Consider the following 24977-nt stretch of genomic DNA (forward strand, 5'->3'; position numbering starts at 1 on the left):
ATTTATCCTTTAAATTCTTGGGTATTATAATCATAAAATATGACAATATCGCTTAACAAGTGATAAAAAATATTTTTACCTAGCTTTTTAAAGCCATGACCTCTTGTACATAACTTGGCTTTCGCATGCCAACTATTATACTCTCTATATCGTCAATTTCCAATAAAAAACGTAATGCACACTCCTGCATCTTCACTTCACACCCTTCAAAATACTTTTTAAGAGCTGTTTTTGTCATTTTTGACGACTCATAAGCTACCATATCTCTATACTCACGTAGGAATCTATCAATATACTCCAAAAGTACATCTAAAACCTCTTGGGGTATTTTCTCTATCGTCTTTTTAATGTGTGGCAGTATCTGTGAAACTAAAAAAGAGTCATACTCTCCGATAAAACCGAACTTGTGCTTATTCATATCCATCTGCTCTATCAGATTATAAAGAGGCCTGAGCTGTTCGTTATCGCAAATCTCTAAGAGCTCATTGAGCGTATGGTAGTAATCTTTTGATTCATCATACTCTGCCAAACGATACATTAACCCATCTTTTTGAGCATTAAGCGGTCTGTTTGAAAGAACTCTCAGTCCGTTTCTTTTTGCCCATGCAGCACATTTCAACCCTTCACGCTCCAAAAGATTTATCGGCAGCTCAACAGTTGTAAAACTGTGCTCAGCATTGCCCACTGCACGTGCCGCCTTTTGTGCAAGTGTAATTAAATCGTCATAAGGTAAAAACTCAGGGTCACTCTCAGCTTTTGCAAAAGAGTTTGAACTGATTCCATAGGAGTTTATTCTACCCTCTTTTACTTCCTCTTCTAAACCTACAAAGGCCTCATAGATTCTCTCAAACATTGTATCAAGCATTGCATCACGCGGCATCTCTTTTTTAAGTGCTTCGTAGATAAAATACTCAGGATTATGAATCAGATAACAATCAAGTGAATTGAGTTGCAGACGTTTTAAAGACTCCGTGAGTTCTCTTTGTAAAAAAGACTTTGCAATAGAGTGATAACAAGTCGGTGAATATTCCACGACATCTTCAAAAGGCGTCTCTTTATGTTGCGTGAGGTTTGAGCCTTGAATATAGCCAAACTTTGAGACTATCTTGATCTCATCTCGAATATCATCTTCAAATAAAGCCATTACTTTGGCAATAGCACGTTCTGCTCCGCCATCACTATAGTTTGTAGAGGTATCAATAAGCCTTACACCTGCTTCAATGGCCTCTTTTAATGCTTCAATATGTAGCAGATTTTCATCACTGACCCTATATGTTCCAAATGCGAAAGTACTCATAATATAGTCCTAGATTGTAAAGTATTTTAGAATGTGGAAAGTTTAGAGTCATAACTCTAAAGAAAGTAACTATCAAGGCAAAAGCCCTGATAAAGAAATTAGTCGATTATACTAGTTCGATAAATGCCATTGGTGTAGCATCACCACGACGAATACGAGTTTTAGTAATTCTAGTGTAACCACCAGTACGCTCAACATATTGTGGAGCGATTTCGTTTACTAATTTTTTTGTTGCTTCTTTGTTTTGAAGCGCAGCAAATACTGCTCTGTGAGCGTTAGAGTCACCCTTACCAGCAGTAGTGATTAACTTCTCAACGTAAGAGCGAAGCTCTTTAGCTTTTACAGCAGTAGTCTCAATTTTACCATGTTCAATTAACGAAATACTAAGGTTTGCTAAAAGTGCCTTACGGTGAGCACTTGTACGACCTAGTTTACGATATCCATGACGGTGTCTCATATCTTATTCCTCTTTAATTAGCGCTTCTTAAGAAGCTGCTTCAATTTTCTTTTTTAGTGCAGTTACTACATCATCTTCTAAATCAGCACCAACTGTAAAACCAAACTCTTGAACTTTTTCTACGATTTCATCGTAAGATTTTTTACCAAGATTTTTTACATTTTTGAGATCATTTGTACTCATAAGTACAATTTCACCAATTAGTTTAATATTTGAGCGATCAAGGCAGTTAAAACTACGAGCACTTAAACCAAGACTATCTATGTTAGTAGTTAGTTTTTTAAGGTCTGGTGACTCTTCAACTCTCTCAATAGTAGTTGGAGCTTTAATACTAATCTCTGAATTAAATACAGCTAATTGTGCATACATTACTTCCAAAGAGTTTCTAAATGCATCGATTGGAGAGATTTGACCATCAGTTTTGATGTTCATAACAACTCTTTCAAAGTTAGGGTTGTCCTCTACAAGTACATTCTCAATTTTATATGTAGCACTTCTTACCGGAGTGAAGTAAGCATCAAGTGCGATATATCCATCTTCTAACTCTTCATATGTATCTTCACTCGCAACATATCCGATACCTTGAGCAATTTTAATGCTAAAGTTCAGCGTTGAATCTTCATTTAATGTAGCAAGTGGAGCTTCTGGAGTTACCACTTCAACTTCATCATTTCTTAGATCAGCTCCAGTAATGTTACATGGACCTGCAAAGCTGTAGTTTATCTCTGCTTCTGTTGCATCGTTACCCAGTTTGAAACGAATCTCTTTAAGATTTAATATAAAATCAGAAATATCTTCAAGCATACCACGAACAGAGTCAAACTCATGTTTAGCACCCTCGATTTTAATAGCGATTGGTGCATAGCCAACTGAGCTACTTAATAGAAAACGGCGAAGTGGATGAGCTAAAGAGATAGCATAACCCGTCTCAAACGGATATGCCATAATGTTAGCTTCATTCTCACTAATTTGTTCTACCTCAAACTCTTGAGGAGCAAGTGGTGTAGTTTTAATCTTTTTCATCTCTTTTACGCCCTTTTTATTAATTATTATTTCGAGTAAAGCTCAACGATTAAACGTTCTTCAACTGGAATAACAACTTCTTCACGCTCTGGAAGACGAGTAAAGATACCAAATACTTTTTCAGCATCGATGTCAACCCATGGAGCAAGACCTGTTTGGTTTGTAAGTTCAATAGCACGTTGTACTTGATTGTTGTTTTTACTAGCTTCTTTCACTTCTATCTTTTGACCCGGTTTAACACGGTAAGAAGGAATATCTAGTTTTTTACCATCTACTAAGATGTGACCATGTGTTACAAGCTGACGAGCGAATCTACGAGTAGATGCGAATCCCATTCTGTAAACTACATTGTCAAGTCTCTGCTCGATAAGTGTAATAAGGTTTGTACCTGTATTTCCATCACGGCGTTTTGCTTCAACGAACAGTGCACGGAATTGTTTTTCAGAAATACCATACATGAATTTCGCTTTTTGTTTCTCATTAAGTTGTAAACCGTACTCAGAAACTTTTTTACGACGTTGACCATGTTGCCCTGGACCGTATGGACGCTTTTCTAAAGCAGATTTTCCTGCTAAACGACGCTCACCTTTTAAGTTAAGGCTTACTCCAAATCTTCTTTCGATTTTTTCTACTGGACCTCTATATCTTGCCATCAGTAATCTCCTTAAACTCTACGGCGCTTAGGTGCGCGACAACCGTTGTGTGGTAATGGTGTAACATCTTTCATGAATGTAACACGGATTCCTTCGATAGCACCAACAGATTTAACTGCTGTCTCACGTCCAGAACCAGGACCTTGTACTTTGATACCAAGCTCTTTGATACCATGTACTTTTGCTTTTTCTACTGCATCTTCAACTGCTGCTTGCGCCGCAAACGGAGTAGATTTTTTAGAACCTTTAAAACCAAGGCTACCAGCAGAACTCCAAGCAATCATATTTCCCATCTCATCAGTAATAGTTACTAATGTGTTGTTAAATGATGCTGCAATATGAACGATACCACGAGCGATATTTTTCTTTACTACTTTTTTTCTAACAGCTTTTCTTTTTGCCATGCTTTAATCCTTACGCTGCGCCGACAGTTTTACGTTTACCCTTACGAGTACGCGCATTTGTCTTAGTTTTTTGTCCACGAACCGGAAGACCACGACGGTGACGAAGACCACGGTAGTTTCCTAAATCCATTAATGCTTTAATGTCCATTGCAACTTTTTTACGTAAATCACCCTCAACCATATGGTTAGCACGGATTTCGTTTGTAATTGCAGCTACATCAGCCTCATTGAGTTCGAAAACTCTTTTGTTATAGTCAATACCTGTAGCGTCAAGAATTTGACGTGAAGTATGAAGACCAATACCATAGATATACGTTAAACCGTACTCTATTCTCTTTTTCTTAGGTAAATCAACACCAGAAATACGAGCCATGGTTATCCTTGTCTCTGTTTATGTTTAGGGTTCTTGCAGATTACTCTTACAATACCTCTTCTTTTGATAACTTTACAGTCATCACACATTTTCTTTACTGAAGCTCTTACTTTCATCGTAAGTCCTTGTCTTAGTTGTCTTTACTGTTTTTAGGCAAAGAATCTTTTATAATATTCGCTTGCCAATACTTCTAACTCTATACATAATATAAAGGTAGAAACACTCTTTTTCATTGTTAAAACAGCAAAGCGGATTGGGATTATAGCAAAACAAATGTAAAACTTTTATTAAGCTTATAATATTCTCTTTTCAAAATGACACAAAAGTGACAAAAATTATTATTGCCCCTTAACGCAACTTGCATTAAACTGCTGGTATCACTTTAGGAGTTAGCAAATGGTTGAGTACATTTTAAAACGCGATGGCACTTACAAGCAGTTTCTTTCATACAAGATAGAAGATGCTATAAAAAAAGCCTTTGATAGTGAAAATGTTTCGTATGACGAAACTATCTTTATCAACGTTTTGGAAAAACTCGACCATAAACGTGCTGTTGCAGTTGAAGACGTTCAGGATTTGATCGAGTATGAGCTGTATAAGGGTAGATATTTTGACGTAATGCGTTCCTTTATGATTTATCGTCATACGCATAAAATGCAGCGTGAAAACCTTTTGGATGATGACACTACCTACATCAACTCTACACAGACCATTGAGGAGTATATAAATGGAAGTGACTGGAGAATCAAAGCAAACTCAAACACAGGCTACTCCAATGCAGGACTTGTAAACAATACTGCGGGAAAAGTGATTGCAAATTATTGGCTAGATAAAATCTACTCGAAAGAAGAAGGGTATGCGCATAGAAATGGGGACTATCACATACATGACTTAGACTGCCTCACGGGATACTGTGCAGGCTGGAGTCTGAGAGTTCTTCTTGATGAGGGATTTAACGGTGTGAGAGGAAGAGTTGAGAGCAGTGCTCCAAAGCACTTTAGAGAAGCTCTTGGACAAATGGCAAATTTTTTAGGAATTTTGCAAAGCGAATGGGCAGGAGCACAGGCCTTTTCCTCTTTTGACACCTATTTAGCACCTTATCTATTTAAAGACCAGCTCTCATATAAGGAGGTAAAGAAAAGTATTCGTAGTTTCATATATAACCTTAACGTTCCTGCACGATGGGGACAATCACCTTTTACAAACATCACAATCGATTGGAATGTGCCTTCAGACCTGAAAGATCAGATTCCGACAAGTAAGCAGAGACATCTCTTTGAAGATATAGATGATGCCACACTAAGATTCAAAGCACAAGAGAGAGGCGCTAACTCTCTCACAGATATGACATACAAACATTTCCAAAAAGAGATGAATATGATAAACAAAGCTTACTATGAGGTTATGACAGAGGGGGATAAAACCGGCCAACCCTTTACATTTCCTATACCTACCGTCAATATCACTGAAGATTTTGACTGGTATGGTGAAAATACTGACCTGCTGTTCGAAAATACAGCAAAAATTGGTTCTTCTTATTTTCAAAATTTCATAGGAAGCCAATACAAACGTGATGAAAACGGTAACTTAGTAGAAAATGAAGAGGCATACAAACCCGGACATGTTCGCAGTATGTGCTGTAGACTACAACTAGATTTAAGAGAACTTCTTAAACGTGGTGGTGGTCTATTTGGCAGTGCGGAGATGACAGGAAGCATCGGTGTTGTTACACTTAATATGGCACGACTTGGCTTTTTGCACAAAGGTAATAAAGAGAGCCTTTACGCAAAACTCGATGAGTTGATGGAACATGCAAAATCCACGCTGGAGAAAAAACGTGTTTTTATCCAAGAGATGTATGACAGAGGGCTTTTTCCTTACACAAAACGTTATCTTCCGGGATTTAAAAACCACTTCTCAACCATTGGAGTCAATGGTATCAATGAGATGATAGTTAACTTTACAGATGGGCAAGAGAACATCACGACCATAAAAGGGATGGAGTTTGCCATAGAGATTTTAAATCATATGCGCTCACGCATGGTAGAGTTTCAAGAAGCAACCGGAAACCTTTACAATCTTGAAGCAACACCTGCAGAGGGGACAACCTACAGATTTGCCAAAGAGGATAAAAAACGTTTTGGTGAAAAAATCATTCAAGCAGGTATGGATGAGAACATTTATTATACTAACTCATCGCAAATCCCTGTTGATTATACAAGTGACCCTTTTGAAGCATTGGAACTTCAAGATGAACTTCAGACAAAATACACAGGCGGGACAGTACTGCATCTCTATATGCAAGAAAAGGTCAGCTCAACAGAGGCCTGTCGTAAACTTGTCAAAAATGTCATCTCAAACTTCAGACTGCCATATATTACCATTACACCGCTCTTCTCCGTCTGTCCAAAACACGGATACATTGCAGGAGAGCATGAGTACTGCCCAAAATGCGATGAAGAGCTTTTTGCAAAATATGCAAACATAGACCTAGAAGCAACAAAGTTGCGTGAGCCCCCTGCTGAAGGGAACCTAGCGTTAGCGTAGATGACAGGATTACTTCTGGCATCGTACAAAATAAATGAAAAGTAGCTTCATTTTATGAAATAAAATTAAGGAGATATCATGAGCAAAGAAGAAATATTGATGTTGCTTGAAAGCAAAAGACAAAAATGTATTGTTTATACCCGTGTGATGGGATACCATAGACCTGTTGAGAGCTTTAATATAGGAAAAACAGGTGAGCATAAACAAAGAGTGCAGTTTAGAGAACGATAAAGTCATCTATGACATAACAAAGTTCACGCATCTTGACTATCCAGACCATTTAGCTGCCATTATCTGGTTTAGCGGATGCAATATGCATTGTGACTACTGCTATAACAAAGAGATAGTCTTTGCAAAGAATGGCTCCATTACGATGCAAGAGGCTCTTGACTTTTTACAGACAAGAGTCTCGCTTTTAGATGGCGTTGTGCTCTCAGGTGGTGAAGCAACTGCTTATGATTTAGTAGAGTTTTGTCAAAAGATAAAAAAGATGGGCTTTACCATCAAACTAGATACTAATGGGACCTATTTTGACAACTTCAAAGAGCTTCTTGAGCTAAAACTTCTTGATTATGTTGCTCTTGATTATAAAGCACCAAAAGAAAAGTTCACCCAAATAACCCACTCACGCAAATATCATGAATTTTCCAAAACTCTTGATTTATTACTTGCATCAAATATAGACTTTGAAGTACGGACAACACTTCATGCAGACCTTTTAACTCCTGCAGATATCAACCTCATCATCAGTGACTTAGAACAGAGAGGCTATAGTAAAACATACTATATTCAAGAGTTTTTAGAAACAAAAGAGAACATTGCAGATATAGGCAAACCAGAGCTAGAATTTAATAAAAAAGCAATTAAAAGCAGACTGAATATCATCTGGAGATAAAAGTTTTATTTCTTGATATATATCAATATTTCTTTGGAAGAAATCGGTTATTATTCCGCTGAAACTTAAATCGGACAAATTTTGTCTTATTTAAAAAATCTAAACCTTTCAAGGATAAAACTATGACAAAAATTTTATTAGCATTAACTTTCGCATTCGTTGCAGCACAGGCTGAAAATATCGTTCACTATGATACAAAACCAGTAAAAAAGCCAGCTATTTCTAAACCGAATCATCCTGGTACTGATCTTTATACAAAATAATTTCTAATTTTAGGCTATCACTATCTGATAGCCTTCTGATTTTATATTTTTAATCAACTCTTTGGATGTTTTCGCTCGAAATCTTCGAATGAAGGTTCTGAGTCTGTCATCACTCACTTCATCTTCCCAAAGTGATTTTTTAATAATTGCATCACTGACAACATATATCTCTTTTTCATAATACTCCAAGAGTAATTCCAAAAACTGCTTCTCTTTTTTGCTCAGTGGCACATATCTGTTCTTTTTATAGAGTGTTTTTTTCGTTTTGTTGTAGATATATGCATCACGTAGCTCTATCTCACGCATACCAAAATGCTTTTCCAATGAGATAATGTACTCCAAAAGCTCATCGGGATCAAAGGGCTTGATGAGATACTTCACAACCCCAACATCGATGGCATTTAAAAGTTTCTCTGTCTCACTAAAAGCACTTAAGATGATGATGGGTACACTGCTCTCAATCGCTTTTATCTCTTTTGCCATCTCTAAACCACTCTTTTTAGGCATATTGATATCTGTAATAACAATATCAGGTGTTATTTTTTTAAAAAGTTCAAGCCCCTCTTGTCCATCATTTGCAACATAAAATTTAAAAAAATTATCACCAATAGCATTCTTTAAGAGTTTTGAGAGATTTGTTTCATCTTCAACAAGTAAAACACGCAGAGTCTTTAAAAACTTATTTTTCATTTTCACTCTCTAGCGGTATCTTGATAGTGAAGCGTGTTGTCCCTTTTTTAGAGCTCACATCCAAAGAGCCGTTAAACCCTTTTTCACATATCATCTTGGACATAAAGAGCCCCAGACCTGTTCCCTGTGAAGTGTGCTTTGTTGTAAAATAGGGCTCAAATATCTTATAACGCTCTTTTTCTTTGATACCTCCTGCATTATCCTCGACGATAATGAGAGCATTTCCATTCTCTTTAGAGACTTCGATTTTTATCTCACGAATAAGCACTCCGTTTTCTACAAAAGCATCTCGAGAGTTTTTCAGCAGATTTATTATAACTTGTGTAAACTCATTCGTAATACCCAAAACACTCACATCTTCATAACTTGTCTTTACTTGAATCATATCTTTTTTAAGAACCCTTTTTAAGATATGGAGTGCCTCTTCTATACTCTCACGCAGCATAAAGTGCTGTTTTCCTTTATCTGGCTTAAAGAAGTTGGAAAAGTCTTCTATTGTATTGGACATGTTTTTTATCAGTGCCTTACTTTCATCATAAAGCATCTCCACTTCACCAATATCTTGATTGAATGCTGCTTTTTTGAGAGAAAAGAGTGTTAAGTTAAGCTCTGTAAGCGGTTGTCTCCATTGATGGGCAATATTTGCGAGCATCTCACCCAAAGAGGCAAAACGTGATTGCCAGAACATCACCTTTTGCTTCTCTTCATTCTTTTTTATCTCCTCTTGAACACGCATCTCCAGGGTCTCATTCAACTCTTTTAACTCTTTTGTCTTTGCTTCTACTCTCTTTTCAAGATCGATATTGAGAACTTCAAGTTCTCTCTCTTTTTTCTCCAAAGAGTGCTTGTAAAATATCTCTTGTGTTACATCATAACGAATGGCGATAAACTCTTCAATCTCGCCTTTTTCATTTAAAATAGGGATTACTGTAGTATTTACATAAAAAGTGGAACCATTTTTTGCCCTGTTTTTTACAGTGCTTTTGTAGATCTTTTTGGCTTTGATCGTCTGCCAAAGGAGTTTGAACTTCGAAGCGGGGACATCGGGGTGTCTTACGATATTGTGGTTTTTACCAAGAAGCTCCTCTTTTGAATAGCCCGAAATTTTGCAAAACTCATCATTGACAAAAGTGATGATGCCGTTCACATCGGTTTTAGATACAATATTACTGTTTTCTATAGCCTCTTGATACTGTTGTAACATAAGTACCTTCCCATAAATAACCCCAACTTCAGCAAAAAAGCAAATAGCTCTAGTGCTAGGCAGATTTCTGCAGGACTAACAAGTTAATCCAAAGGAATCTAACGACACAATAGGGCTATTTGCTTTTTGCCCGAAGGGAAGTTTAAAAAGAAGGCTATTGCTTCGTTAAAAACACTTGAAGCTACTAGTAGCTCCTACGTATTTTTGCCTCACATTAGTCCTCTTTTTAAGCTTCTGAAATTGAGGTTATTTATGGGAAGGTACTTAAAATTAATTTTACCCAAATTAATCCCAAATTATGCTTACTCCGTACTCTTGGTTAAGGATTGCAGTTTTTGTATAGTTAATCTTTTTACCATACTTTTTACTGACCAGCTCAACTTCAAGCTCTCCTTCACTCAAAAGAGAGCGTACCTCCTTGTAAGAAAGCCACTTTCCATAACGTGAGAGTGTATTTTGCCATATTCTAAAGTCACAAGTTGCATCCTGCGTGAGCTCATACATCTCACCATCCTCACTCATCCAGTGCGCATTCGAGCAGGCATAGAGTTTTACCTTCTTCCCTCGTACTTCTTTGTCACGTACCTCTATCAAGCCATCTTCACAGTAAGGACACTTTCCTAAAGTCATATCACCTTCCTACCATTCAAAATAATTCAAATAGTAGTGTAAAAAACTTCACTCACTAAAAAATCTTACAATTTGCAATAAATTTAGCTTGCTTCAAAAATGCTTTTTGATTTAAAATAGAGTACTCCCATATAAAGTACACTAAAACCAAACTGTGCGAAATCATCGCCTTTGGAAAAGTAATAGTAATCGATAAAAAGAAGAATAATCATCAGAAGTAGAGTAAGTACTGAAAGTATCAAAGTCATAAAAGCAAAGGTCTCATCAAAGAAGTATAAAAAGACTATCAAAAATCCTAAAACAGCAGGAATATAATGTGAAGTTGTGAACCAGTACAAAGCAGCACAGATAAGAACCAAAAAATTTAAAAAGAGTTTCTCCCCGTCCCACATATCCTTACTCCTCGACTTATGTTACAATTATAGCATGCAAAACAATCCAAAACAATTAGACCTGCTTAACAACACAACACAAACTTTTGAAAATGAGTTTTATAAATATGCAAAACCTTTAGAGTTTGAAAAAGGTGCCTCTCCATTTTTCCCTGATGATTTGATGGAGTATTTTTACATCGTTGTTGATGGCAGAATAAAAACCTATCAAATTAATTTTGAGACCAACAAAGAACAGACCATTTTCATCTATAAACGCGGAGATATGTTTGATATTATCACTCTGCTTGACAACAAACCACATGATGTTATCTATGAGGTGTTAGAAGATTGTAAAGTACTACAGTTGCCAATTAAGAGGGTTCGTTACTGGCTTGAGAACGACCACACCTTCAATAAAAAGTTTTTCCCTTATCTTGCTGCTCAAATGCGCCATACTGAAGAGTTGGCAACCGACTTATCACTTTATGATACAAAAGACAGACTTATTAATCTGCTTGTGGACAATCTCAATCCAAACAAACGTTTTAAATACAATCTCCTACATAATCTCTCCAACTCAGAGATTGCAAAACTTCTAGGAACTGTGCGTCATGTCGTTGAGCGTACACTCAAACAGCTTAAAGCTGATAAGCTCATCGAAACCAGCCGACGCAACATCAAAATCACAAATTTTAAAAAACTGCAAGAAAAAGCCTCCCAAATGCTACTTAAGTAGCAAAACTCCTTTATAAAATATTTTATTATTTCACTAGATTTAGTCCAAGAGACTAAGAGATACAATTTTAAGGAGTATATCATGGTAGTAACAAGATATAGAAGTCCATACCAAACAACAAGAGAAAGATTTGATCTATTTAATGAATTTTTTAAACAATTTGAAGAACAAGAATCAAATGAAGTTTTTGATTTTACTCCGGCAGTAAATACACGTGAAGGTGATGATGCCTACTACATCGATGTTGACCTGCCAGGGGTAAAAAAAGAGGATGTTGAGATCAGTGTTGATAAAAATGTTCTCACTATCAAAGGTAAGCGTGAAACACGCGAAGAGGTAAAAGAGGAAGATTACTACAGAGTTGAGAGCTCTTATGGTACATTCTCAAGAAGCTTCACACTGCCGGAGAAAGTCGATGTAGAAAAGATTGAGGCAAAAAGTGAAGATGGTGTGCTTGAGATTATCATTCCAAAACTCAAAGTCGTTAAAGAGAGTACGAAAAAAATCGAGATTAAATAATAAATTTTAGGAGGTGCTTTATGGATATCGTAAAAACATCAAAAGAGATCGCTGAAAAAGTCGAAGATAAAGTAGAAAAAGGTTTAGAGCTTGTAAAAGATACATTTAACAATGTAGCTTCACATCTGCCTCTGGCAAACCTGGCAAAACATGATAATGACACCTTTACAATAGAGGTTGATTTACCAGGTGTTAAAAAAGAAGATATAGAATTGAAAATAGAAGATGACTACCTCACTGTAACAGCTCTTAGACGTTACAAAAATGAGGTCAAAGAAGATGACTACTATCTTTGTGAGTCAAACTTCGGTGTCATCTCACGCAGCTTTGTTCTCTCTGACAACATTGACAGAGATAAAATCGAAGCAAAGTTTGAAGATGGAAGACTCTATCTTACATTAGAGAAAGTCGAGTCTAAAAAGACAAAAAGTATCAGCATCAAATAAAAGGTGCTGATACTGCTAACAAGGAAAAACCATGAAAAAACTTTTAACTTCATTACTCGCAGCTTCACTTCTTGGCGGTGCAGTTAGTGCAGCAACAAATACAACAAACCCTTATGATGCGGATTTTGCGAAGATGAACCAATATTTCAATTCACTCATTGAGTCTCATCTCAACGCTGCAGCACTTAACAATATCAACTATCCAAGAACGAACATTCAAGATACAAAAGATAAAATTATCATCGAATTTGACTTGGCAGGGGTTAAAAAAGAAAATATCAAACTCTCCATCAATGATGAGAAAATTTTGACACTTGAAGGTGAGAGGAAAGAGACAAAAGAGACAAAGTCCAAAGATTTTGTCAAAAAAGAGATATTTTACGGAAGTTTTAAGAAGATGATTCAACTGCCGGAAAATATCAATGAAGATAAACTTGCAACTGAGTTTAAAAATGGTATTTTAACCATTAGCATTCCAAAAACTGAGATAAAAAAACCAAAAGCGAAAATAATTCCTATCAAATAAGTAAACTTTTCGCTAGAATTCGCTTATGAATTCCTATGAAGATAAATTTAACAGAGCTGTTGTTAATACATTTTACTCTAAACTCCCAAAAGATGAACAAAAGTTCATAAGGGAGTTGGCCTTTTCCTATAAATTTTCCCATCAAGAGCTCCTTCAAGTCATCAATATTGCACGTGATTTAGAGATGTGGGATGAACAACGCATCTATGAAATTTTTCCTGACCATCCTACAAAAAAAATAGCACTTAAAAAGCTGCGTGAGGCTTATGAGACTATTCGCAACACTCCCAACTCTTATGAGAACTTTGAGCTTAAGAACATTCCAAAAGAACAGAAGTACACTTTCAAAACAGAAGCCAAAGATGGCTTCGGCCTTGGTCTCTGCCCGGTTGCAAGTGAGAAGACACGCTGTTGTAATCTTTTAACACTTGATGCTGTTGAATCATGCGGCTTTGACTGTTCTTACTGCTCCATTCAGAGCTTTTACAATCAAAACACTATCACCTTTGACTCTGGTTTCAAAGAGAAACTCTTAAATTTAGAGCTTGACCCAAATAAAACCTACCATATAGGTACTGGGCAGGCTTCAGATTCACTGATGTTTGGAAATCGTGAAGGAGTGCTTGAAGCACTTCTGGAGTTCGCACAAAAAAATCCTAATGTTATTTTGGAGTTTAAAACAAAATCGGACAATATCAAGTATCTGCTTGAAAATGATGTTCCAAAAAATATTCTCTGTACCTGGAGTCTCAACACACCTACTATCATCCAGAATGAAGAACACCTCACGGCTTCCCTTGACAAACGCATCGCAGCTGCAAGAAAAATGGCAGACAAGGGTGTAAAAGTCGGCTTTCACTTTCACCCAATAGTCGAGTATAAGGGTTATCTTGACGAATATCAAAAAATATATGAAAAACTTATACTAGAATTTCATCCATCAGAGGTAGCGCTTGTCAGTTTTGGAACATTGACATTTATCAAGCCTGTTATCAAACAGTTGCGGGAGCGGGAGTTTCGAAGTAAGATCACACAGATTCCCCATGAGGATGCAAGTGGAAAAACATCCTATCCGGAAAAAACAAAGATAGAGATGTTCAAACATGCCTATGAAAGCTTCAAACCATGGCACCCCAAGGGCACTTCCTACGGGGCGCATACAGAGGACAAAGTCTTTTTCTATCTCTGCATGGAGCCTCACGAGCTTTGGAGTAAAACTTTTGGCTATCAATACGCTACAAACAATGACTTTGAGCATGCTATGCTTGGTGCATACTGCAAAAAAATAGGTCAAGATTATCTCATGTAGGAAGATTAATGCAAATGAAACAAAACTATTTCTTATCACAACCTCACCAGCCTTTTTTCATCTTAGGTGTTTTCAATGCTATTGTCATGATGCTTATCTTTGCACTTTCATATAAGGGTGTTCTTACACTGCAAATAGACACAACAACATTTCATGTCTACACACTTGCATATCTACTTTTTAACAATGTCTTTACCGGTTTCTTATTTACAACTTTCCCTCGTTTTAATCAGTCACATGTTATCGAGAAAAACTACTACACTACTATTTTCTATGTAAACCTTGCAGGTACATTGCTCTTTGTTGTAGGCGCATTTGCAAATGTCTACCTTGCAGCTTCTGCAATGCTCTTACTCTTTATTTCACAGGTATTTATCGTTTACAAACTCCAAAAAATCTATAACGTAGGACACGCACCTGATAAAAAAGACTCATATTGGATCTTAATCGCTCAGTATTTCGGACTTGCAGGACATCTTCTTTTTATTATTGCTACACTTTTTAGTCTTTACACCCTTATACCGACGGCTATTAACATCACTTTTTATCTCTACCTCATCTTTTTAGCATTTAGCATAGGACAGAGAATGATTCCTTTTTTCTCTCATTCGTGGGCTGAAAAGAATCCTCATTTTATCAAGATAGTCTTTGGTCTCTTTATCTTAAAAAGTATCTTTGCTTCTGCAGATATTAAAATGGCTGAGCTGCTTATCGACACAATCCTAGCGCTTTATATGCTGCGTGAGTTTCTTCGCTGGGACCTACATCCACTACACTCCCCTTCTATTCTTTGGGTACTGCATCTTGCACTCTTTTGGCTTCCGACTGCCTTTGGGCTCTCAGCTATCAGTTTAGCCGCAGCTCTGTTTTTAGATACATCTTTTTACTTTTTAAATATCCACCTTTTGGCCATCGGATTTTTAACAACAGTTCTCATTGGTTTTGGAACACGTGTAACACTCGGTCATGCCGGTATGCCTCCGCAAGCTGACAAATTTGCTACTGGTATATTTGTATTTATCCAAGTAGTTGTACTCCTACGTTCTCTCTTTAGTATCAATGTCGCTTTTGGATGGGGAGCGAACTTTCTTTTTGATATCTCCTTTACAGCATGGCTCATTCTCTTCTTGCTCTGGGGTGGTAGATATGCAAAGATCTTAATCTTTGGCAAGCAGCCCTAGTTTATTCTATAAACCTGATCAACTCTGTTGCCGTCTTTTATAATTTTTACTCGATCACCAACAAGGAAGTTTTTCCCTTTCACAACAACGATGATCTCTCTTCCATCATCCAGTAGTACTGATAATTCAGAGGCATTCGCTTTTGCAACCTGACTACCGACATAAGCTCCACCAAGTCCACCTGCCAAAGTTGTAAGAGCAGTTCCACGTCCTCCACCCATTGTAGAACCAAGTACAGTCCCTATAATCGCACCAATAAATGTTCCACTACCGCTATCACTTATAACAACAGGTCTAACACTCTGAATAGTCCCAGTCTCATATATTTTTATATTTCTGTATGAACTTCCACTATATTCAGGACCGTTTGTTGTAGCACATCCGCTAAAAATAAGTGCAAATACGCTTACTGATGCTAAAATTATCTCTTTCATATTCAATCCTTTTTTAAAGGTGCCCTTTATTTATTGCTTCTATTATACCAAATGTATATTTCTTAGCTGTTAACATATCAAGATATCTTGATATATGTCTTTTATTTAGATATACTTCCAAACTTTAGGAGAGAAGATGGAAACTTTTTTACAGACTATGGGTGCACTTAATGATGAAACCCGTATTAAAATACTTGCCTTTATAGATAAACATAAAGAGGTTTGTGTATGTGATGTTGAACAGGCATTTGGAATGATACAGTCTCGTATCTCACGCCACTTAAAAATACTCAAAGATGCCGGTTTTTTAAAAGTTGACAGACGGGGACGCTGGGCATACTATGCTATTCGTACACCTCTGGATGAGTTCCGCCAATCTATACTCAAAGAGATATCATACCTTGATCTTAAGACTCCTGAGCTTCAAAAAGGATGTACAGCATAATGATAACGGCAATTTTACTTTTCTTAATTACTCTCATCTTTGTTATCTGGCAGCCTCGAGGTCTTCAGATCGGTACTACTGCGGTTATCGGTGCCATCATTGCTCTCATTCTTGGTGTTGTCAGTTTTGATGATGTCCATACTGTTTTTAATATCATCTGGGATGCAACTCTGGCCTTTATCGGTATCATTATCCTCTCTATGGTCTTGGATGAGATAGGCTTTTTTGAATGGGCAGCACTTAAGATGGCAAAGCTCTCAAATGGAGACGGAAGACGAATGTTTTTCTACTCCATCATTTTAGGAGCAGTTGTTTCCGCTCTTTTTGCCAATGATGGTGCAGCACTTATCCTCACACCGATCCTTTTGGCAAAAATGCGTGTACTTAAACTCAATGCAAAGACCATCCTCGCATTTTTACTTGCTGGCGGATTTATCAGTGACTCGGCATCACTCCCTTTTGTTTTCTCAAATCTGACAAATATTGTAACTGCTAACTACTTTGGTATCGGTTTTATCGAATTTTTATCCAATATGATACTGCCTTACCTTGTCAGTGTTACAGCTTCGATGCTCTTTTTGTTTTTACTGCTGCATAAAGATATACCAAAAAGTGTAGATATCGCTCTCTTACCAGACCCAAAAAGTGTCATAAAGAATGAAAAGCTTTTCCAATTTTCCTGGTTCTTTTTAGCTCTTTTGCTTGCAGGCTATTCTATAGGAGATATCTATCATATTCCGATTTCGGTCTTTGCTTTAAGTGGAGGGCTTCTCTTTTTGTTTATCGCCTCACGCACAAAAGCTGTACATGCGAGAACTATCATTAAAGAGGCTCCTTGGCAGGTAGTTTGGTTTTCCCTTGGTCTTTATGTGGTGGTTTATGGACTTAAAAATGTAGGACTTACTAATGAAATCACACATATTTTAGAGTATCTCAATGCACAAAGCCAGCTTATTGCAATTGTAGGGACAGGCTTTATCTCTGCAATACTCTCTGCTGTTATGAACAACATGCCAACCATAATGATTATGGATATTGCCCTGCATGACATTGGCAATGAGGCAATGATATATGCCAATATCATCGGCTGTAACTTAGGACCTAAAATGACACCTTTTGGCTCCCTTGCAACGCTGCTTTGGCTGCACTCTTTAGAGAAAAAAGATGTCAAAATAAGTTTCTGGTCCTACTCGAAATTTGGCTTACTTATCACACCACCTGTACTACTTATCGTACTTCTAGGTGTCGCTTACAGTTAAAGAAAAATTCAGCTATAATTTTGTTAGACTTCTTGTAAAACTCCTATATGTCTCAACATATTATAGAGAGTTTTAATCAAGGCAGATGTTCTCAAGCGTAGCCAAAGCTACGGTTTGGGTTATCTAACGCAGAGTAGAGCTCTCTAGAATATGCCCATAAGGAGAGTTAAGAAACAGTAATCTTGCAGCAAAAAAATATTTTCACCTTAGCTATGGCTAGGCTGAAAAATTTGTTTTTCACAATCTTACCACTTCTTAGCTCTTTGAGACTTATAGGAGTTTTACAAGAAGTCTATTATCTTAATACAACGGAATTACCAATGCAAACACAAAACTACTTTTTAGAGTTGGGGCTTATCAACACCCTTAAAATTGACAGACTTACCACTCCGGGTGCTTATCTTATGGCACAAGACGGCAATGATGTTCTTCTACCCGGACAATACCTCACGCAAGATATGAAAGAGGGAGATTTAATAGATGTCTTTTTATACACAGATTCAGAAGACAGACTCGTAGCAACAACAGATACCCCAAAAGTAAAACTGGATGAGTTTGGAGTGCTTGAGATTGTAGATATCGCTCCTTTTGGCGCTTTTTTAGACTGGGGACTGCCAAAAGACCTGCTCCTACCAAAAAAACTTCAAAAAACCACTGCTGTTGTCGGTGAGAAACGCTTTGTCAAAGTTGTTTATGATGAGAGAACACACAGACTTATAGCTACAGAGAAGCTGGGTGATTTTTTTGAAAAACGTGTCAAAGAGCTCAGACCGCATCAAGAGGTAAATATTTTAATTCTTACAAAGACTCCGCTCGGGTATAAATGCCTTGTTGAAAACAAATACGAAGGTCTAATATATCATAATGAGATTTTTGAGAAGATCACTGTAGGTGAACATAAAAAAGCCTACATCAAAACGATTCGCAAAGATGGTAATATTGACCTCTCTTTACGAAAAGCCGGCAGTAAAAAGAGCGGCAGTGCAGCAGACAAAGTCCTTGAACTTCTCAAAGAGAACAATGGTATCATGCCTTACAACTCAAAAAGTGATCCAGAACTTATCAAAGACACTTTTGGAATGAGTAAAAAAGAGTTTAAAGCCGCTCTTACAAAGCTCAGAACCGAAAATAAGATCGATGTAAAAGAGACAGGTATCTATCTAAAAGATTAAAAAATGGCAAAGAAGAAAAAAAATCTAGAACTTCGTGATAAAAATCTCGAATTCACTGAAAATTCAATCACCTACAAATTGATTCGTTTTAAACCGGATAATATGACACTTGATGTCTTTCGTTATGAAAATGGCAAAAAACTCGATGAATATAACATCCCTTTTGCACATATACCCAAAGCGATAAAAAAATTGATAAAGCCAAACTAGGAGTATATAATGAATGAAAATATAGAAAAAGCTGCAAGTGGTGGAGACTTTTTTATCTGGATAGTCATGTTTAGTATCTTAATAGTCGGTGTTGGTTATTTAGCTTGGATAAACAGAGATATTGAGAGATAGTATCTCTCAATGGCGTTTGCTTTGAAATTTGTATGTATATCATTAATGAATCAAATTAAGGATATACAAGGAGAATCGTAGGTATTATTATAGTAATAAATTGTTACAAAAGTGTTAACGGATAAATTTTCCATTTAAAGGATAGATATGAAAACATGTAATTCACTGCAAGAAGTAAGAGATGAGATAGATAAAATAGATACAAAACTTGTTGATTTAATCTCTGAGAGAAGCCATCTTATTCACCAGGCTGCAGGTTTTAAAAACTCTGTAGAGGAAGTAAAAGCCGAAGATAGAATAGATGACATAATGCAACGTGTTCGTAAACGTGCCATTGAACTAAACATAAATCCAAATATGATTAGTGAACTTTTTACAATTATGATAGATGAGATGGTGGAGACTGAAATTTCAGAGTTCCGTAATGATAGGAAGTTTTAAATAAATCAAAGAGGTTATCTGGCACTAAATGCCGACACCACCATTGCTTCTCGATGCCCCTTGAGGGTAAAAGCAAAAGTGTGGTGCAACATTATATACTTTATTTGTATCTATATGTGATACGACCTTTGTCAAGTGAGTATGGTGTTAACTCAAGCTTCACTTTGTCGCCTGGAAGAATTTTGATATAGTGCATACGCATTTTGCCTGCAATATGGCACAAAATAATATGCCCATTTTCCAACTCTACACGAAAAGTTGCATTAGGCAAAGCCTCTATAATCTTGCCGTCAACTTCAATAACATCTGCTTTAGCCATTTTAGTCCTTTATAAAGAAATTTCTTACTTTAACTCTCACGCAAGAGATAAAATTTCAGCTTTACCGTCAACAACTGCGACAGTGTGCTCATAGTGTGAACCGCGTAAACCATCGGTACTAACAACATCCCACCCGTTATCTAAAATAACAGGCTTTGACTCTTTTTGACAAATCATCGGCTCCAAACAAAAAACCATTCCATTTTTTATCTTCGGACCCGCTTTTGGGTTGTTTCCTTCAAGATAGTTAGGAATTTCCGGCTCTTCATGCGGCTTTTTACCAATGCCGTGCCCACAAAAGTTACGGAGTGGTACAAAACCGCGCTCCAAGATAAACTGCTCCATTAAGTAAGAGAGCTCTTTAAAGCGCATACCCTGTTTGATATTTTCAATCGCATAGTACAGAGTATCCTTTGCACATGCGATTAAGTTTTCATCCTCTTTAGAGATTTTACCGACACCAACACTGATCGCTGCATCACCGAACCAGCCATCTAATTCTGTACCAATATCATACCCGATAACATCACCCTCTTGGAGCTTATAATCAGATGGGATACCGTGAATAATAACTTCATTGAGTGATGTACAAACAGCATTGGGAAAACCATAGAGACCTTTAAAAGATGGTTTTGCACCATGACTTCTAATGTAGTCTTCCGCCATAGCATCCAACTCTTTTAATGTCATTCCGGGTTTGGTATTTTCTTTGAGGAGGTTGAGTGCGCCGCCAACAATTTTGTTAGCTGCGCGAAGTTTTTCAATTTCTTGAGGTTTTCTAAGTGCAATAGCCATTGCTATAGACCAACCGCACTTAGGGTTTCGTATTTACTCATATATATCTGAGCTTCTATCTTTCTCATAGTGTCAAGTGCAACCTGAACAACAATAAGTACCGCGGTCCCTCCAAAGAAGAATGGGACACCCATTCCTTTGATGATCATAAACGGCAGTGTTGCCACAAGTCCAAGATAAAGAGCACCTGTTACTGTAAGTCTGCTAGCAGTCTCATTTAAGAACTCTTTTGTAGCTTCTCCGGTACGAATACCAGGAATGAAACCACCCTGACGTTTTAGGTTGTCAGAGATATCTTTTGCATTGAATGTAATCGATGCATAGAAGAATGCAAAGAAGATTACAAATACAAAAGTTAAAAAGTTAAAAAAGTAAGAGTTTGGATTTAAGAAATCCGCTATTGCTTGAATAGTAGGATTTGTACTTGATGATAAAACAGTCATCGGGAACATCAAGATAGCTGATGCGAAGATAACCGGAATAACACCAGCCAAGTTTACTTTAATAGGAATGTAGTTCATCACACGTTTGTTTTGGTTTTGCATCATAGTCTTTTTAGCATATGTAATAGGAACACGACGCTCACCCAACTCAACATAAATGATAATACCTACTGTAATGAGTACAAGTGCAACGATAGCAATTACTGTAAGGAAACTCATCGCTCCGGTATTTACCATTTCGATAGTTTGTCCTATTGCTCTTGGAATCGCAGAAACGATACCGGCAAAGATAATTAAAGAGATACCGTTACCGATACCGCTTTGCGTAATCTGCTCACCAATCCACATTAAAAGCATAGTCCCTGCAAGCATTGAAACTGCAGATAAAAGGATAAATGTATTGTGATCAGCAAGAATCGCACTGTTACCACTAGGCCCTGTTAAAGATTGTAATCCAACACTTACACCAATCGCTTGAATGATTGTAATAACAATCGTCGCATAACGAATAATCTGCATATACTTAGTCATACCGTCACGCTCTTTTTTCATCTGACCCAAAGTAGGGAAAGTTGCAGCAAGAAGCTCCATAATAATAGAAGCAGTGATATAAGGCATAATACCAAGTGAAATTATTGATAATCTCTGAACAGCATTTCCACTAAACATGTTAAAGAGTCCAAGAGCATCTGATTGGTGAGAGTCGAAGAAAGAAGCAATAACTGCAGTATCTACGCCTGGTACCGGCACATAAGCCAGTAGGCGGTAGATAAATAAAAACCCGATAGTAATAAGTATCTTATTAACTAGATTTTTATTCACAACTATTTACCTGTTGTTGTAACGTTTTCGTCTTTAATTTTCGATGCTAAATCTTTTGCAGAAGCACCTACTAGTTTAACTTTTTCAACTGATGCAGCGATTTTATGAACACCACGGATAGACTCCATAGTAATCTCTTCAAGCTCAGCAACAGCTTTGATTTTTTCAACGTTAATTACGTATGGTTTTTCAACTCTTGAGTGAAAACCAATTTTTGGTAAACGTTTTGCAAGTGGTTGTTGACCACCCTCAAAGTTTCTTTTTCTTTTGTAACCTGAACGAGATTTCTGACCTTTTTGACCACGAGCAGCAGTCTTACCAGTACCAGAACCTTGTCCGCGTCCAACACGCTTACGAGCGTGAGTTGAACCTTCTGCAGGTGTTAAGTTTTCAATACCCATTTTCTATCCTTTGATACGAGATAGTGCTTCGATTGTAGCACGTACTAGTGTGTTTGGATTGTTAGAACCGATTGATTTTGTAAGGATATCTTGAATCCCTGCAAGCTCAAGAACTGGACGAGCAGCTCCACCAGCGATAACCCCAGTACCCTCAGATGCTGGTTTAAGTAAAACACGGCTAGCGTTATATTTATGCTCGATATCGTGAGCAATAGTTGAACCTTTAATCTTAACAGTTGTTAAGTTTTTAAATGCATTATCAACTGCTTTACGAATAGCATCAGGAACCTCTTTAGCTTTACCAACACCGTAACCAACTGTACCGTTTTTGTTACCAACAACTACAAGAGCAGTAAAACGAAAACGTCTACCACCCTTTACAACTTTAGTAACACGACCAATGTTTACGATTGATTCTTCAAATTCATCTCTATTGATTTCTGTCATAGCCATGCGCTCCTAGAACTTAATTTCATTTGCACGAAGTGCGTCACCAAATGCAGCAATAACGCCGTGGTATTGGTAACCATTACGGTCAAATACAATCTCAGTGATGTTAGCTTCTTTTAGTTTAGCAGCGAATGCCTCACCAAGTGCAGCAGCACCTTCTTTGTTTGACTTGTGACCAGTAGCCTTAGAGTGTAGTGCGCATAAAGTTGTTGCATTTGCATCATCAATAGCTTGTACACTTAGGTAACGGTTAGACTTAAATACAGAAACACGAGGAAGTGTAGCACTACCAGATATTTTTGCACGAATACGACGCTTACGCTTTAGGCGATTAGCTACTTTATTCTTTAATACTTTAGCATTCATCTATCTTCCTCCCTTATTTCTTAGCAGTTTTACCGGCTTTACGCACGATATGCTCATCAATGTATTTAACACCTTTACCTTTGTACGGCTCTGGTGGACGGAAAGAACGAATCTCTGCAGCAACTTGACCAAGCTTTTGCTTGTCATGGCTTTTAAGAGTAATAACATTCTTTTCAACTGATGCTTCGATATCTTCTGGTAACTCATAGTTGATATCGTGAGAGAATCCAAGTTGTAAGTTAAGAACCTTACCTTTAACAGCAGCTCTATAACCAACACCATTGATCTCTAATTGTTTTTGGTAACCAGTAGTTAAACCAGTAACAATGTTTTGAGCCAATGATCTGAAAGTTCCCCAGAAAGCTCTATGCTCACGTGAATCTGAAAGATTTTTAAAAGTTAGTTTGTTCCCTTCAATTTCGAAAGTAACATAACCTTTAGTATCTAAATCAACACTATTTTTACCTTTAGTAAAAGTAATAACATTTCCATTTGTAGTAACTGTAATGTCACTAGCAAATTCTACAGGATTTTTTCCAATTCTTGACATGCTACTCTCCTACCAAACCGTACACATAACTTCACCACCAATACCAAGCTCGTAAGCTTTGTCATTTGGTAGAACGCCATGAGATGTACTAACGATAATTGTTCCATAACCATTTTTGAAACGCTTGATATCTTCTTTACCTTTGTAAACACGACGACCAGGTTTAGAGACACGTTTTAATTCATTGATTACACATTTATCATTATCATCATACTTCAGTACAACTTTAATTGTTTTCTTTACACCATCTTCGATTACATTAAAGCTATCTAAATAACCTTTATCAACCAAGATACCAACTACCGCTTCAACAGACTTAGAATGAACTAAAGTCGTTGTAGCTAATCTTCTCATACCAGCATTACGAACACGTGTTAACGCATCTGATACTAAATCATTAATTGCCATTTATATTTTCCTTATATTTTGCAAGTCTTACGACTGCTACTGTTAGGAGTTTCTACCTGGGAAGCTGACGCCTACCAAGAAGACTTTCTAACACCTGGAATCATTCCCTCATTTGCCATTTTTCTGAAACAGATACGACAAATTCCAAAATCACGAAGAACAGAGTGTGGACGACCACAGATCTGACAACGAGTATATCCACGTACTTTAAACTTTGGAGTACGTTTCGCTTTTGCGATCATAGACTTCTTAGCCATTAGTTGCTCCCTTTAGTAAAAGGCATACCAAGTTTCTCTAAAAGAACCATTCCTGCCTTATCAGAATCAGCTGTAGTAACTACAGTGATATTCATACCGTGGATTTGCATGATTGAATCATAGCTAACCTCTGGGAAAATAAGTTGCTCTTGAAGACCGAAGTTATAGTTACCACGACCATCAAAACCATTTCTTGGAACACCACGGAAATCTTTCACACGTGGAAGTGCGATAGATACAAGGCGATCTAAGAAGTTGTACATATTTTCACCACGAAGCGTTACACGAACACCAACCGGCATACCTTCACGAACCTTGAAACCTGCAACAGATTTCTTAGCAATTACTGTAGAAGCCTTTTGACCAGCGATAGTAGTGATAGTATCTTCAATGTTTTGGATAAGCTTGTTATCTTTCATAGCAAAACCAGCACCAACAGAGATAACAATCTTCTCTAGTGCAGGAATTTCCATAACATTTTTAATACCTAAAGCTTCTTGAAGCTCTGGCTTGAGTGCTAAATATTTATCTTTTAAACGAGCCATT

38 protein-coding genes are annotated in these 24977 nt (G+C 37.1%); 16 read left to right on the plus strand and 22 right to left on the minus strand.

Going from position 1 to position 24977, the window contains the following annotated elements; genetic code table 11:
• Positions 1-79 precede the first annotated feature (79 nt).
• The 7 genes from MNY27_RS02445 to rpmJ form a co-directional block, all read right to left on the minus strand.
• Complete coding sequence (locus MNY27_RS02445) at positions 80-1297, minus strand: aldo/keto reductase (protein WP_152183720.1); 1218 nt, start codon at positions 1295-1297, stop codon at positions 80-82.
• A gap of 106 nt (positions 1298-1403) precedes the next feature.
• Positions 1404-1754 carry a 50S ribosomal protein L17 gene (gene rplQ / locus MNY27_RS02450; protein ID WP_152183721.1) on the minus strand — a complete coding sequence of 117 codons (351 nt, stop codon included), beginning with the start codon at positions 1752-1754 and terminating at the stop codon, positions 1404-1406.
• A 27-nt stretch (positions 1755-1781) separates the two neighbouring features.
• Positions 1782-2777 carry a DNA-directed RNA polymerase subunit alpha gene (locus tag MNY27_RS02455; RefSeq protein WP_152183722.1) on the minus strand — a complete coding sequence of 332 codons (996 nt, stop codon included), beginning with the start codon at positions 2775-2777 and terminating at the stop codon, positions 1782-1784.
• A 26-nt stretch (positions 2778-2803) separates the two neighbouring features.
• Positions 2804-3430, minus strand: a complete 627-nt coding sequence (rpsD, locus tag MNY27_RS02460) for a 30S ribosomal protein S4 (protein ID WP_152183723.1) — start codon at positions 3428-3430, stop codon at positions 2804-2806.
• 11 nt (positions 3431-3441) lie between these two features.
• The gene (gene rpsK / locus MNY27_RS02465; RefSeq protein WP_152183724.1) at positions 3442-3834 is read right to left on the minus strand and encodes a 30S ribosomal protein S11; all 393 of its coding nucleotides are present in this window, start codon (positions 3832-3834) and stop codon (positions 3442-3444) included.
• A 10-nt stretch (positions 3835-3844) separates the two neighbouring features.
• Positions 3845-4207 carry a 30S ribosomal protein S13 gene (gene rpsM / locus MNY27_RS02470; protein ID WP_152183725.1) on the minus strand — a complete coding sequence of 121 codons (363 nt, stop codon included), beginning with the start codon at positions 4205-4207 and terminating at the stop codon, positions 3845-3847.
• Between the two features lie 2 nt (positions 4208-4209).
• Entirely contained in the window at positions 4210-4323 is a 114-nt protein-coding gene (rpmJ, locus tag MNY27_RS02475; protein ID WP_041675103.1) for a 50S ribosomal protein L36, read from the minus strand.
• Positions 4324-4603: 280 nt separating this feature from the next.
• Here rpmJ and MNY27_RS02480 point away from each other — a divergent pair, with 280 nt between their 5' ends.
• The 4 genes from MNY27_RS02480 to MNY27_RS02495 all read left to right on the plus strand — a co-directional run bounded on the left by MNY27_RS02480 (position 4604) and on the right by MNY27_RS02495 (position 7912).
• Positions 4604-6754 (plus strand): ribonucleoside triphosphate reductase, encoded by a 2151-nt coding sequence (locus MNY27_RS02480; protein WP_152183726.1) that lies wholly within the window; start codon positions 4604-4606, stop codon positions 6752-6754.
• Positions 6755-6832: 78 nt separating this feature from the next.
• Positions 6833-6985 carry an anaerobic ribonucleoside-triphosphate reductase gene (gene nrdD, locus MNY27_RS02485; RefSeq protein ID WP_152183727.1) on the plus strand — a complete coding sequence of 51 codons (153 nt, stop codon included), beginning with the start codon at positions 6833-6835 and terminating at the stop codon, positions 6983-6985.
• Entirely contained in the window at positions 6948-7649 is a 702-nt protein-coding gene (locus MNY27_RS02490) for an anaerobic ribonucleoside-triphosphate reductase activating protein (RefSeq protein WP_152183728.1), read from the plus strand. The genes nrdD and MNY27_RS02490 overlap by 38 nt, the downstream gene beginning before the upstream one ends.
• A gap of 122 nt (positions 7650-7771) precedes the next feature.
• A complete protein-coding gene (locus MNY27_RS02495) occupies positions 7772-7912 on the plus strand; it encodes a hypothetical protein (RefSeq protein WP_188109449.1) in 141 nt (46 codons plus the stop codon).
• Positions 7913-7921: 9 nt separating this feature from the next.
• Here MNY27_RS02495 and MNY27_RS02500 read toward each other — a convergent pair whose 3' ends face one another.
• The 4 genes from MNY27_RS02500 to MNY27_RS02515 form a co-directional block, all read right to left on the minus strand.
• Positions 7922-8602: a response regulator transcription factor gene (locus tag MNY27_RS02500; RefSeq protein ID WP_152183729.1), complete on the minus strand. Its 681-nt coding sequence runs from the start codon at positions 8600-8602 to the stop codon at positions 7922-7924.
• Complete coding sequence (locus MNY27_RS02505; protein ID WP_152183730.1) at positions 8592-9806, minus strand: PAS domain S-box protein; 1215 nt, start codon at positions 9804-9806, stop codon at positions 8592-8594. The genes MNY27_RS02500 and MNY27_RS02505 overlap by 11 nt, the downstream gene beginning before the upstream one ends.
• A 285-nt stretch (positions 9807-10091) precedes the next feature.
• On the minus strand, positions 10092-10436 hold the full coding sequence (locus MNY27_RS02510) for a hypothetical protein (RefSeq protein ID WP_346391827.1): 345 nt from the start codon (positions 10434-10436) through the stop codon (positions 10092-10094).
• A gap of 83 nt (positions 10437-10519) precedes the next feature.
• Positions 10520-10828, minus strand: coding sequence for a hypothetical protein (locus tag MNY27_RS02515; protein WP_152183732.1), 309 nt, complete (start codon positions 10826-10828; stop codon positions 10520-10522).
• 34 nt (positions 10829-10862) lie between these two features.
• On the opposite strand from MNY27_RS02515, the gene MNY27_RS02520 reads away from it, so the two are divergent.
• The 6 genes from MNY27_RS02520 (at position 10863) to MNY27_RS02545 (ending at position 15527) form a co-directional block, all read left to right on the plus strand.
• On the plus strand, positions 10863-11546 hold the full coding sequence (locus tag MNY27_RS02520; protein WP_152183733.1) for a Crp/Fnr family transcriptional regulator: 684 nt from the start codon (positions 10863-10865) through the stop codon (positions 11544-11546).
• Between the two features lie 81 nt (positions 11547-11627).
• Positions 11628-12065: an Hsp20/alpha crystallin family protein gene (locus MNY27_RS02525; protein WP_152183734.1), complete on the plus strand. Its 438-nt coding sequence runs from the start codon at positions 11628-11630 to the stop codon at positions 12063-12065.
• Between the two features lie 20 nt (positions 12066-12085).
• Positions 12086-12511 (plus strand): Hsp20/alpha crystallin family protein, encoded by a 426-nt coding sequence (locus tag MNY27_RS02530; protein WP_152183735.1) that lies wholly within the window; start codon positions 12086-12088, stop codon positions 12509-12511.
• A gap of 31 nt (positions 12512-12542) precedes the next feature.
• Positions 12543-13037, plus strand: a complete 495-nt coding sequence (locus tag MNY27_RS02535) for an Hsp20/alpha crystallin family protein (RefSeq protein ID WP_152183736.1) — start codon at positions 12543-12545, stop codon at positions 13035-13037.
• A 25-nt stretch (positions 13038-13062) separates the two neighbouring features.
• Positions 13063-14346 (plus strand): spore photoproduct lyase family protein, encoded by a 1284-nt coding sequence (locus MNY27_RS02540; protein WP_152183737.1) that lies wholly within the window; start codon positions 13063-13065, stop codon positions 14344-14346.
• An 8-nt stretch (positions 14347-14354) separates the two neighbouring features.
• Entirely contained in the window at positions 14355-15527 is a 1173-nt protein-coding gene (locus MNY27_RS02545) for an NnrS family protein (protein ID WP_346391828.1), read from the plus strand.
• On the opposite strand, the gene MNY27_RS02550 is transcribed toward MNY27_RS02545, so the two are convergent.
• A complete protein-coding gene (locus MNY27_RS02550; protein ID WP_152183739.1) occupies positions 15524-15961 on the minus strand; it encodes a glycine zipper 2TM domain-containing protein in 438 nt (145 codons plus the stop codon). The genes MNY27_RS02545 and MNY27_RS02550 overlap by 4 nt on opposite strands.
• Positions 15962-16097: 136 nt before the next feature.
• On the opposite strand from MNY27_RS02550, the gene MNY27_RS02555 reads away from it, so the two are divergent.
• From MNY27_RS02555 to MNY27_RS02580, 6 genes are all read left to right on the plus strand, one after another.
• Entirely contained in the window at positions 16098-16406 is a 309-nt protein-coding gene (locus tag MNY27_RS02555) for a metalloregulator ArsR/SmtB family transcription factor (RefSeq protein ID WP_152183740.1), read from the plus strand.
• Entirely contained in the window at positions 16406-17665 is a 1260-nt protein-coding gene (locus MNY27_RS02560) for an arsenic transporter (protein WP_152183741.1), read from the plus strand. The genes MNY27_RS02555 and MNY27_RS02560 overlap by 1 nt, the downstream gene beginning before the upstream one ends.
• 230 nt (positions 17666-17895) lie before the next feature.
• Positions 17896-18837 (plus strand): S1-like domain-containing RNA-binding protein, encoded by a 942-nt coding sequence (locus MNY27_RS02565; RefSeq protein WP_343029871.1) that lies wholly within the window; start codon positions 17896-17898, stop codon positions 18835-18837.
• A 3-nt stretch (positions 18838-18840) separates the two neighbouring features.
• Complete coding sequence (locus tag MNY27_RS02570; RefSeq protein ID WP_152183742.1) at positions 18841-19047, plus strand: hypothetical protein; 207 nt, start codon at positions 18841-18843, stop codon at positions 19045-19047.
• Positions 19048-19056: 9 nt separating this feature from the next.
• Positions 19057-19179: a hypothetical protein gene (locus tag MNY27_RS02575; RefSeq protein ID WP_281346798.1), complete on the plus strand. Its 123-nt coding sequence runs from the start codon at positions 19057-19059 to the stop codon at positions 19177-19179.
• A gap of 147 nt (positions 19180-19326) precedes the next feature.
• Positions 19327-19620: a chorismate mutase gene (locus MNY27_RS02580; protein ID WP_152183743.1), complete on the plus strand. Its 294-nt coding sequence runs from the start codon at positions 19327-19329 to the stop codon at positions 19618-19620.
• A gap of 100 nt (positions 19621-19720) precedes the next feature.
• Here MNY27_RS02580 and infA read toward each other — a convergent pair whose 3' ends face one another.
• The 10 genes from infA to rplE form a co-directional block, all read right to left on the minus strand.
• A complete protein-coding gene (gene infA / locus MNY27_RS02585) occupies positions 19721-19939 on the minus strand; it encodes a translation initiation factor IF-1 (protein WP_013326041.1) in 219 nt (72 codons plus the stop codon).
• A gap of 36 nt (positions 19940-19975) precedes the next feature.
• Positions 19976-20734: a type I methionyl aminopeptidase gene (gene map / locus MNY27_RS02590; protein ID WP_152183744.1), complete on the minus strand. Its 759-nt coding sequence runs from the start codon at positions 20732-20734 to the stop codon at positions 19976-19978.
• A 2-nt stretch (positions 20735-20736) separates the two neighbouring features.
• Complete coding sequence (gene secY / locus MNY27_RS02595) at positions 20737-21999, minus strand: preprotein translocase subunit SecY (protein ID WP_152183745.1); 1263 nt, start codon at positions 21997-21999, stop codon at positions 20737-20739.
• A 2-nt stretch (positions 22000-22001) separates the two neighbouring features.
• Positions 22002-22400: a 50S ribosomal protein L15 gene (gene rplO / locus MNY27_RS02600; protein WP_152183746.1), complete on the minus strand. Its 399-nt coding sequence runs from the start codon at positions 22398-22400 to the stop codon at positions 22002-22004.
• A 3-nt stretch (positions 22401-22403) separates the two neighbouring features.
• Entirely contained in the window at positions 22404-22847 is a 444-nt protein-coding gene (gene rpsE / locus MNY27_RS02605) for a 30S ribosomal protein S5 (RefSeq protein WP_152183747.1), read from the minus strand.
• Positions 22848-22859: 12 nt separating this feature from the next.
• Positions 22860-23216 (minus strand): 50S ribosomal protein L18, encoded by a 357-nt coding sequence (rplR, locus tag MNY27_RS02610; protein ID WP_152183748.1) that lies wholly within the window; start codon positions 23214-23216, stop codon positions 22860-22862.
• Positions 23217-23229: 13 nt separating this feature from the next.
• Positions 23230-23766 carry a 50S ribosomal protein L6 gene (gene rplF, locus MNY27_RS02615; protein WP_152183749.1) on the minus strand — a complete coding sequence of 179 codons (537 nt, stop codon included), beginning with the start codon at positions 23764-23766 and terminating at the stop codon, positions 23230-23232.
• 9 nt (positions 23767-23775) lie between these two features.
• Positions 23776-24174, minus strand: coding sequence for a 30S ribosomal protein S8 (gene rpsH / locus MNY27_RS02620; RefSeq protein WP_152183750.1), 399 nt, complete (start codon positions 24172-24174; stop codon positions 23776-23778).
• Positions 24175-24245: 71 nt separating this feature from the next.
• Positions 24246-24431, minus strand: coding sequence for a type Z 30S ribosomal protein S14 (locus MNY27_RS02625; protein ID WP_152183751.1), 186 nt, complete (start codon positions 24429-24431; stop codon positions 24246-24248).
• Entirely contained in the window at positions 24431-24976 is a 546-nt protein-coding gene (rplE, locus tag MNY27_RS02630; protein WP_152183752.1) for a 50S ribosomal protein L5, read from the minus strand. The genes MNY27_RS02625 and rplE overlap by 1 nt, the downstream gene beginning before the upstream one ends.
• Position 24977: the final 1 nt, after the last annotated feature.

The organism is Sulfurimonas sp. NWX79 (assembly GCF_039667035.1).
Classification (GTDB): domain Bacteria; phylum Campylobacterota; class Campylobacteria; order Campylobacterales; family Sulfurimonadaceae; genus Sulfurimonas; species Sulfurimonas indica.

Excerpts from the sequence above, each read along its gene's own strand:
- MNY27_RS02540 (WP_152183737.1), top strand. The coding sequence starts at position 13,063 with ATGAATTCCTATGAAGATAAATTTAACAGAGCTGTTGTTAATACATTT.
- map (WP_152183744.1), bottom strand. The coding sequence starts at position 20,734 with ATGGCTATTGCACTTAGAAAACCTCAAGAAATTGAAAAACTTCGCGCA.
- rplO (WP_152183746.1), bottom strand. The coding sequence starts at position 22,400 with ATGGGTATTGAAAACTTAACACCTGCAGAAGGTTCAACTCACGCTCGT.
- rplR (WP_152183748.1), bottom strand. The coding sequence starts at position 23,216 with ATGAATGCTAAAGTATTAAAGAATAAAGTAGCTAATCGCCTAAAGCGT.
- MNY27_RS02525 (WP_152183734.1), top strand. The coding sequence starts at position 11,628 with ATGGTAGTAACAAGATATAGAAGTCCATACCAAACAACAAGAGAAAGA.
- rplE (WP_152183752.1), bottom strand. The coding sequence starts at position 24,976 with ATGGCTCGTTTAAAAGATAAATATTTAGCACTCAAGCCAGAGCTTCAA.
- rpsK (WP_152183724.1), bottom strand. The coding sequence starts at position 3,834 with ATGGCAAAAAGAAAAGCTGTTAGAAAAAAAGTAGTAAAGAAAAATATC.
- rpsH (WP_152183750.1), bottom strand. The coding sequence starts at position 24,174 with ATGGCAATTAATGATTTAGTATCAGATGCGTTAACACGTGTTCGTAAT.
- MNY27_RS02480 (WP_152183726.1), top strand. The coding sequence starts at position 4,604 with ATGGTTGAGTACATTTTAAAACGCGATGGCACTTACAAGCAGTTTCTT.
- MNY27_RS02520 (WP_152183733.1), top strand. The coding sequence starts at position 10,863 with ATGCAAAACAATCCAAAACAATTAGACCTGCTTAACAACACAACACAA.
- MNY27_RS02515 (WP_152183732.1), bottom strand. The coding sequence starts at position 10,828 with ATGTGGGACGGGGAGAAACTCTTTTTAAATTTTTTGGTTCTTATCTGT.
- MNY27_RS02510 (WP_346391827.1), bottom strand. The coding sequence starts at position 10,436 with ATGACTTTAGGAAAGTGTCCTTACTGTGAAGATGGCTTGATAGAGGTA.
- MNY27_RS02545 (WP_346391828.1), top strand. The coding sequence starts at position 14,355 with ATGCAAATGAAACAAAACTATTTCTTATCACAACCTCACCAGCCTTTT.
- MNY27_RS02500 (WP_152183729.1), bottom strand. The coding sequence starts at position 8,602 with ATGAAAAATAAGTTTTTAAAGACTCTGCGTGTTTTACTTGTTGAAGAT.
- infA (WP_013326041.1), bottom strand. The coding sequence starts at position 19,939 with ATGGCTAAAGCAGATGTTATTGAAGTTGACGGCAAGATTATAGAGGCT.
- MNY27_RS02505 (WP_152183730.1), bottom strand. The coding sequence starts at position 9,806 with ATGTTACAACAGTATCAAGAGGCTATAGAAAACAGTAATATTGTATCT.
- MNY27_RS02535 (WP_152183736.1), top strand. The coding sequence starts at position 12,543 with ATGAAAAAACTTTTAACTTCATTACTCGCAGCTTCACTTCTTGGCGGT.
- rpsD (WP_152183723.1), bottom strand. The coding sequence starts at position 3,430 with ATGGCAAGATATAGAGGTCCAGTAGAAAAAATCGAAAGAAGATTTGGA.
- rpsE (WP_152183747.1), bottom strand. The coding sequence starts at position 22,847 with ATGACAGAAATCAATAGAGATGAATTTGAAGAATCAATCGTAAACATT.
- MNY27_RS02625 (WP_152183751.1), bottom strand. The coding sequence starts at position 24,431 with ATGGCTAAGAAGTCTATGATCGCAAAAGCGAAACGTACTCCAAAGTTT.
- nrdD (WP_152183727.1), top strand. The coding sequence starts at position 6,833 with ATGAGCAAAGAAGAAATATTGATGTTGCTTGAAAGCAAAAGACAAAAA.
- MNY27_RS02560 (WP_152183741.1), top strand. The coding sequence starts at position 16,406 with ATGATAACGGCAATTTTACTTTTCTTAATTACTCTCATCTTTGTTATC.
- MNY27_RS02580 (WP_152183743.1), top strand. The coding sequence starts at position 19,327 with ATGAAAACATGTAATTCACTGCAAGAAGTAAGAGATGAGATAGATAAA.
- MNY27_RS02530 (WP_152183735.1), top strand. The coding sequence starts at position 12,086 with ATGGATATCGTAAAAACATCAAAAGAGATCGCTGAAAAAGTCGAAGAT.
- MNY27_RS02575 (WP_281346798.1), top strand. The coding sequence starts at position 19,057 with ATGAATGAAAATATAGAAAAAGCTGCAAGTGGTGGAGACTTTTTTATC.
- MNY27_RS02455 (WP_152183722.1), bottom strand. The coding sequence starts at position 2,777 with ATGAAAAAGATTAAAACTACACCACTTGCTCCTCAAGAGTTTGAGGTA.
- MNY27_RS02445 (WP_152183720.1), bottom strand. The coding sequence starts at position 1,297 with ATGAGTACTTTCGCATTTGGAACATATAGGGTCAGTGATGAAAATCTG.
- MNY27_RS02550 (WP_152183739.1), bottom strand. The coding sequence starts at position 15,961 with ATGAAAGAGATAATTTTAGCATCAGTAAGCGTATTTGCACTTATTTTT.
- MNY27_RS02570 (WP_152183742.1), top strand. The coding sequence starts at position 18,841 with ATGGCAAAGAAGAAAAAAAATCTAGAACTTCGTGATAAAAATCTCGAA.
- MNY27_RS02495 (WP_188109449.1), top strand. The coding sequence starts at position 7,772 with ATGACAAAAATTTTATTAGCATTAACTTTCGCATTCGTTGCAGCACAG.
- rplQ (WP_152183721.1), bottom strand. The coding sequence starts at position 1,754 with ATGAGACACCGTCATGGATATCGTAAACTAGGTCGTACAAGTGCTCAC.
- MNY27_RS02555 (WP_152183740.1), top strand. The coding sequence starts at position 16,098 with ATGGAAACTTTTTTACAGACTATGGGTGCACTTAATGATGAAACCCGT.
- rpsM (WP_152183725.1), bottom strand. The coding sequence starts at position 4,207 with ATGGCTCGTATTTCTGGTGTTGATTTACCTAAGAAAAAGAGAATAGAG.
- rplF (WP_152183749.1), bottom strand. The coding sequence starts at position 23,766 with ATGTCAAGAATTGGAAAAAATCCTGTAGAATTTGCTAGTGACATTACA.
- rpmJ (WP_041675103.1), bottom strand. The coding sequence starts at position 4,323 with ATGAAAGTAAGAGCTTCAGTAAAGAAAATGTGTGATGACTGTAAAGTT.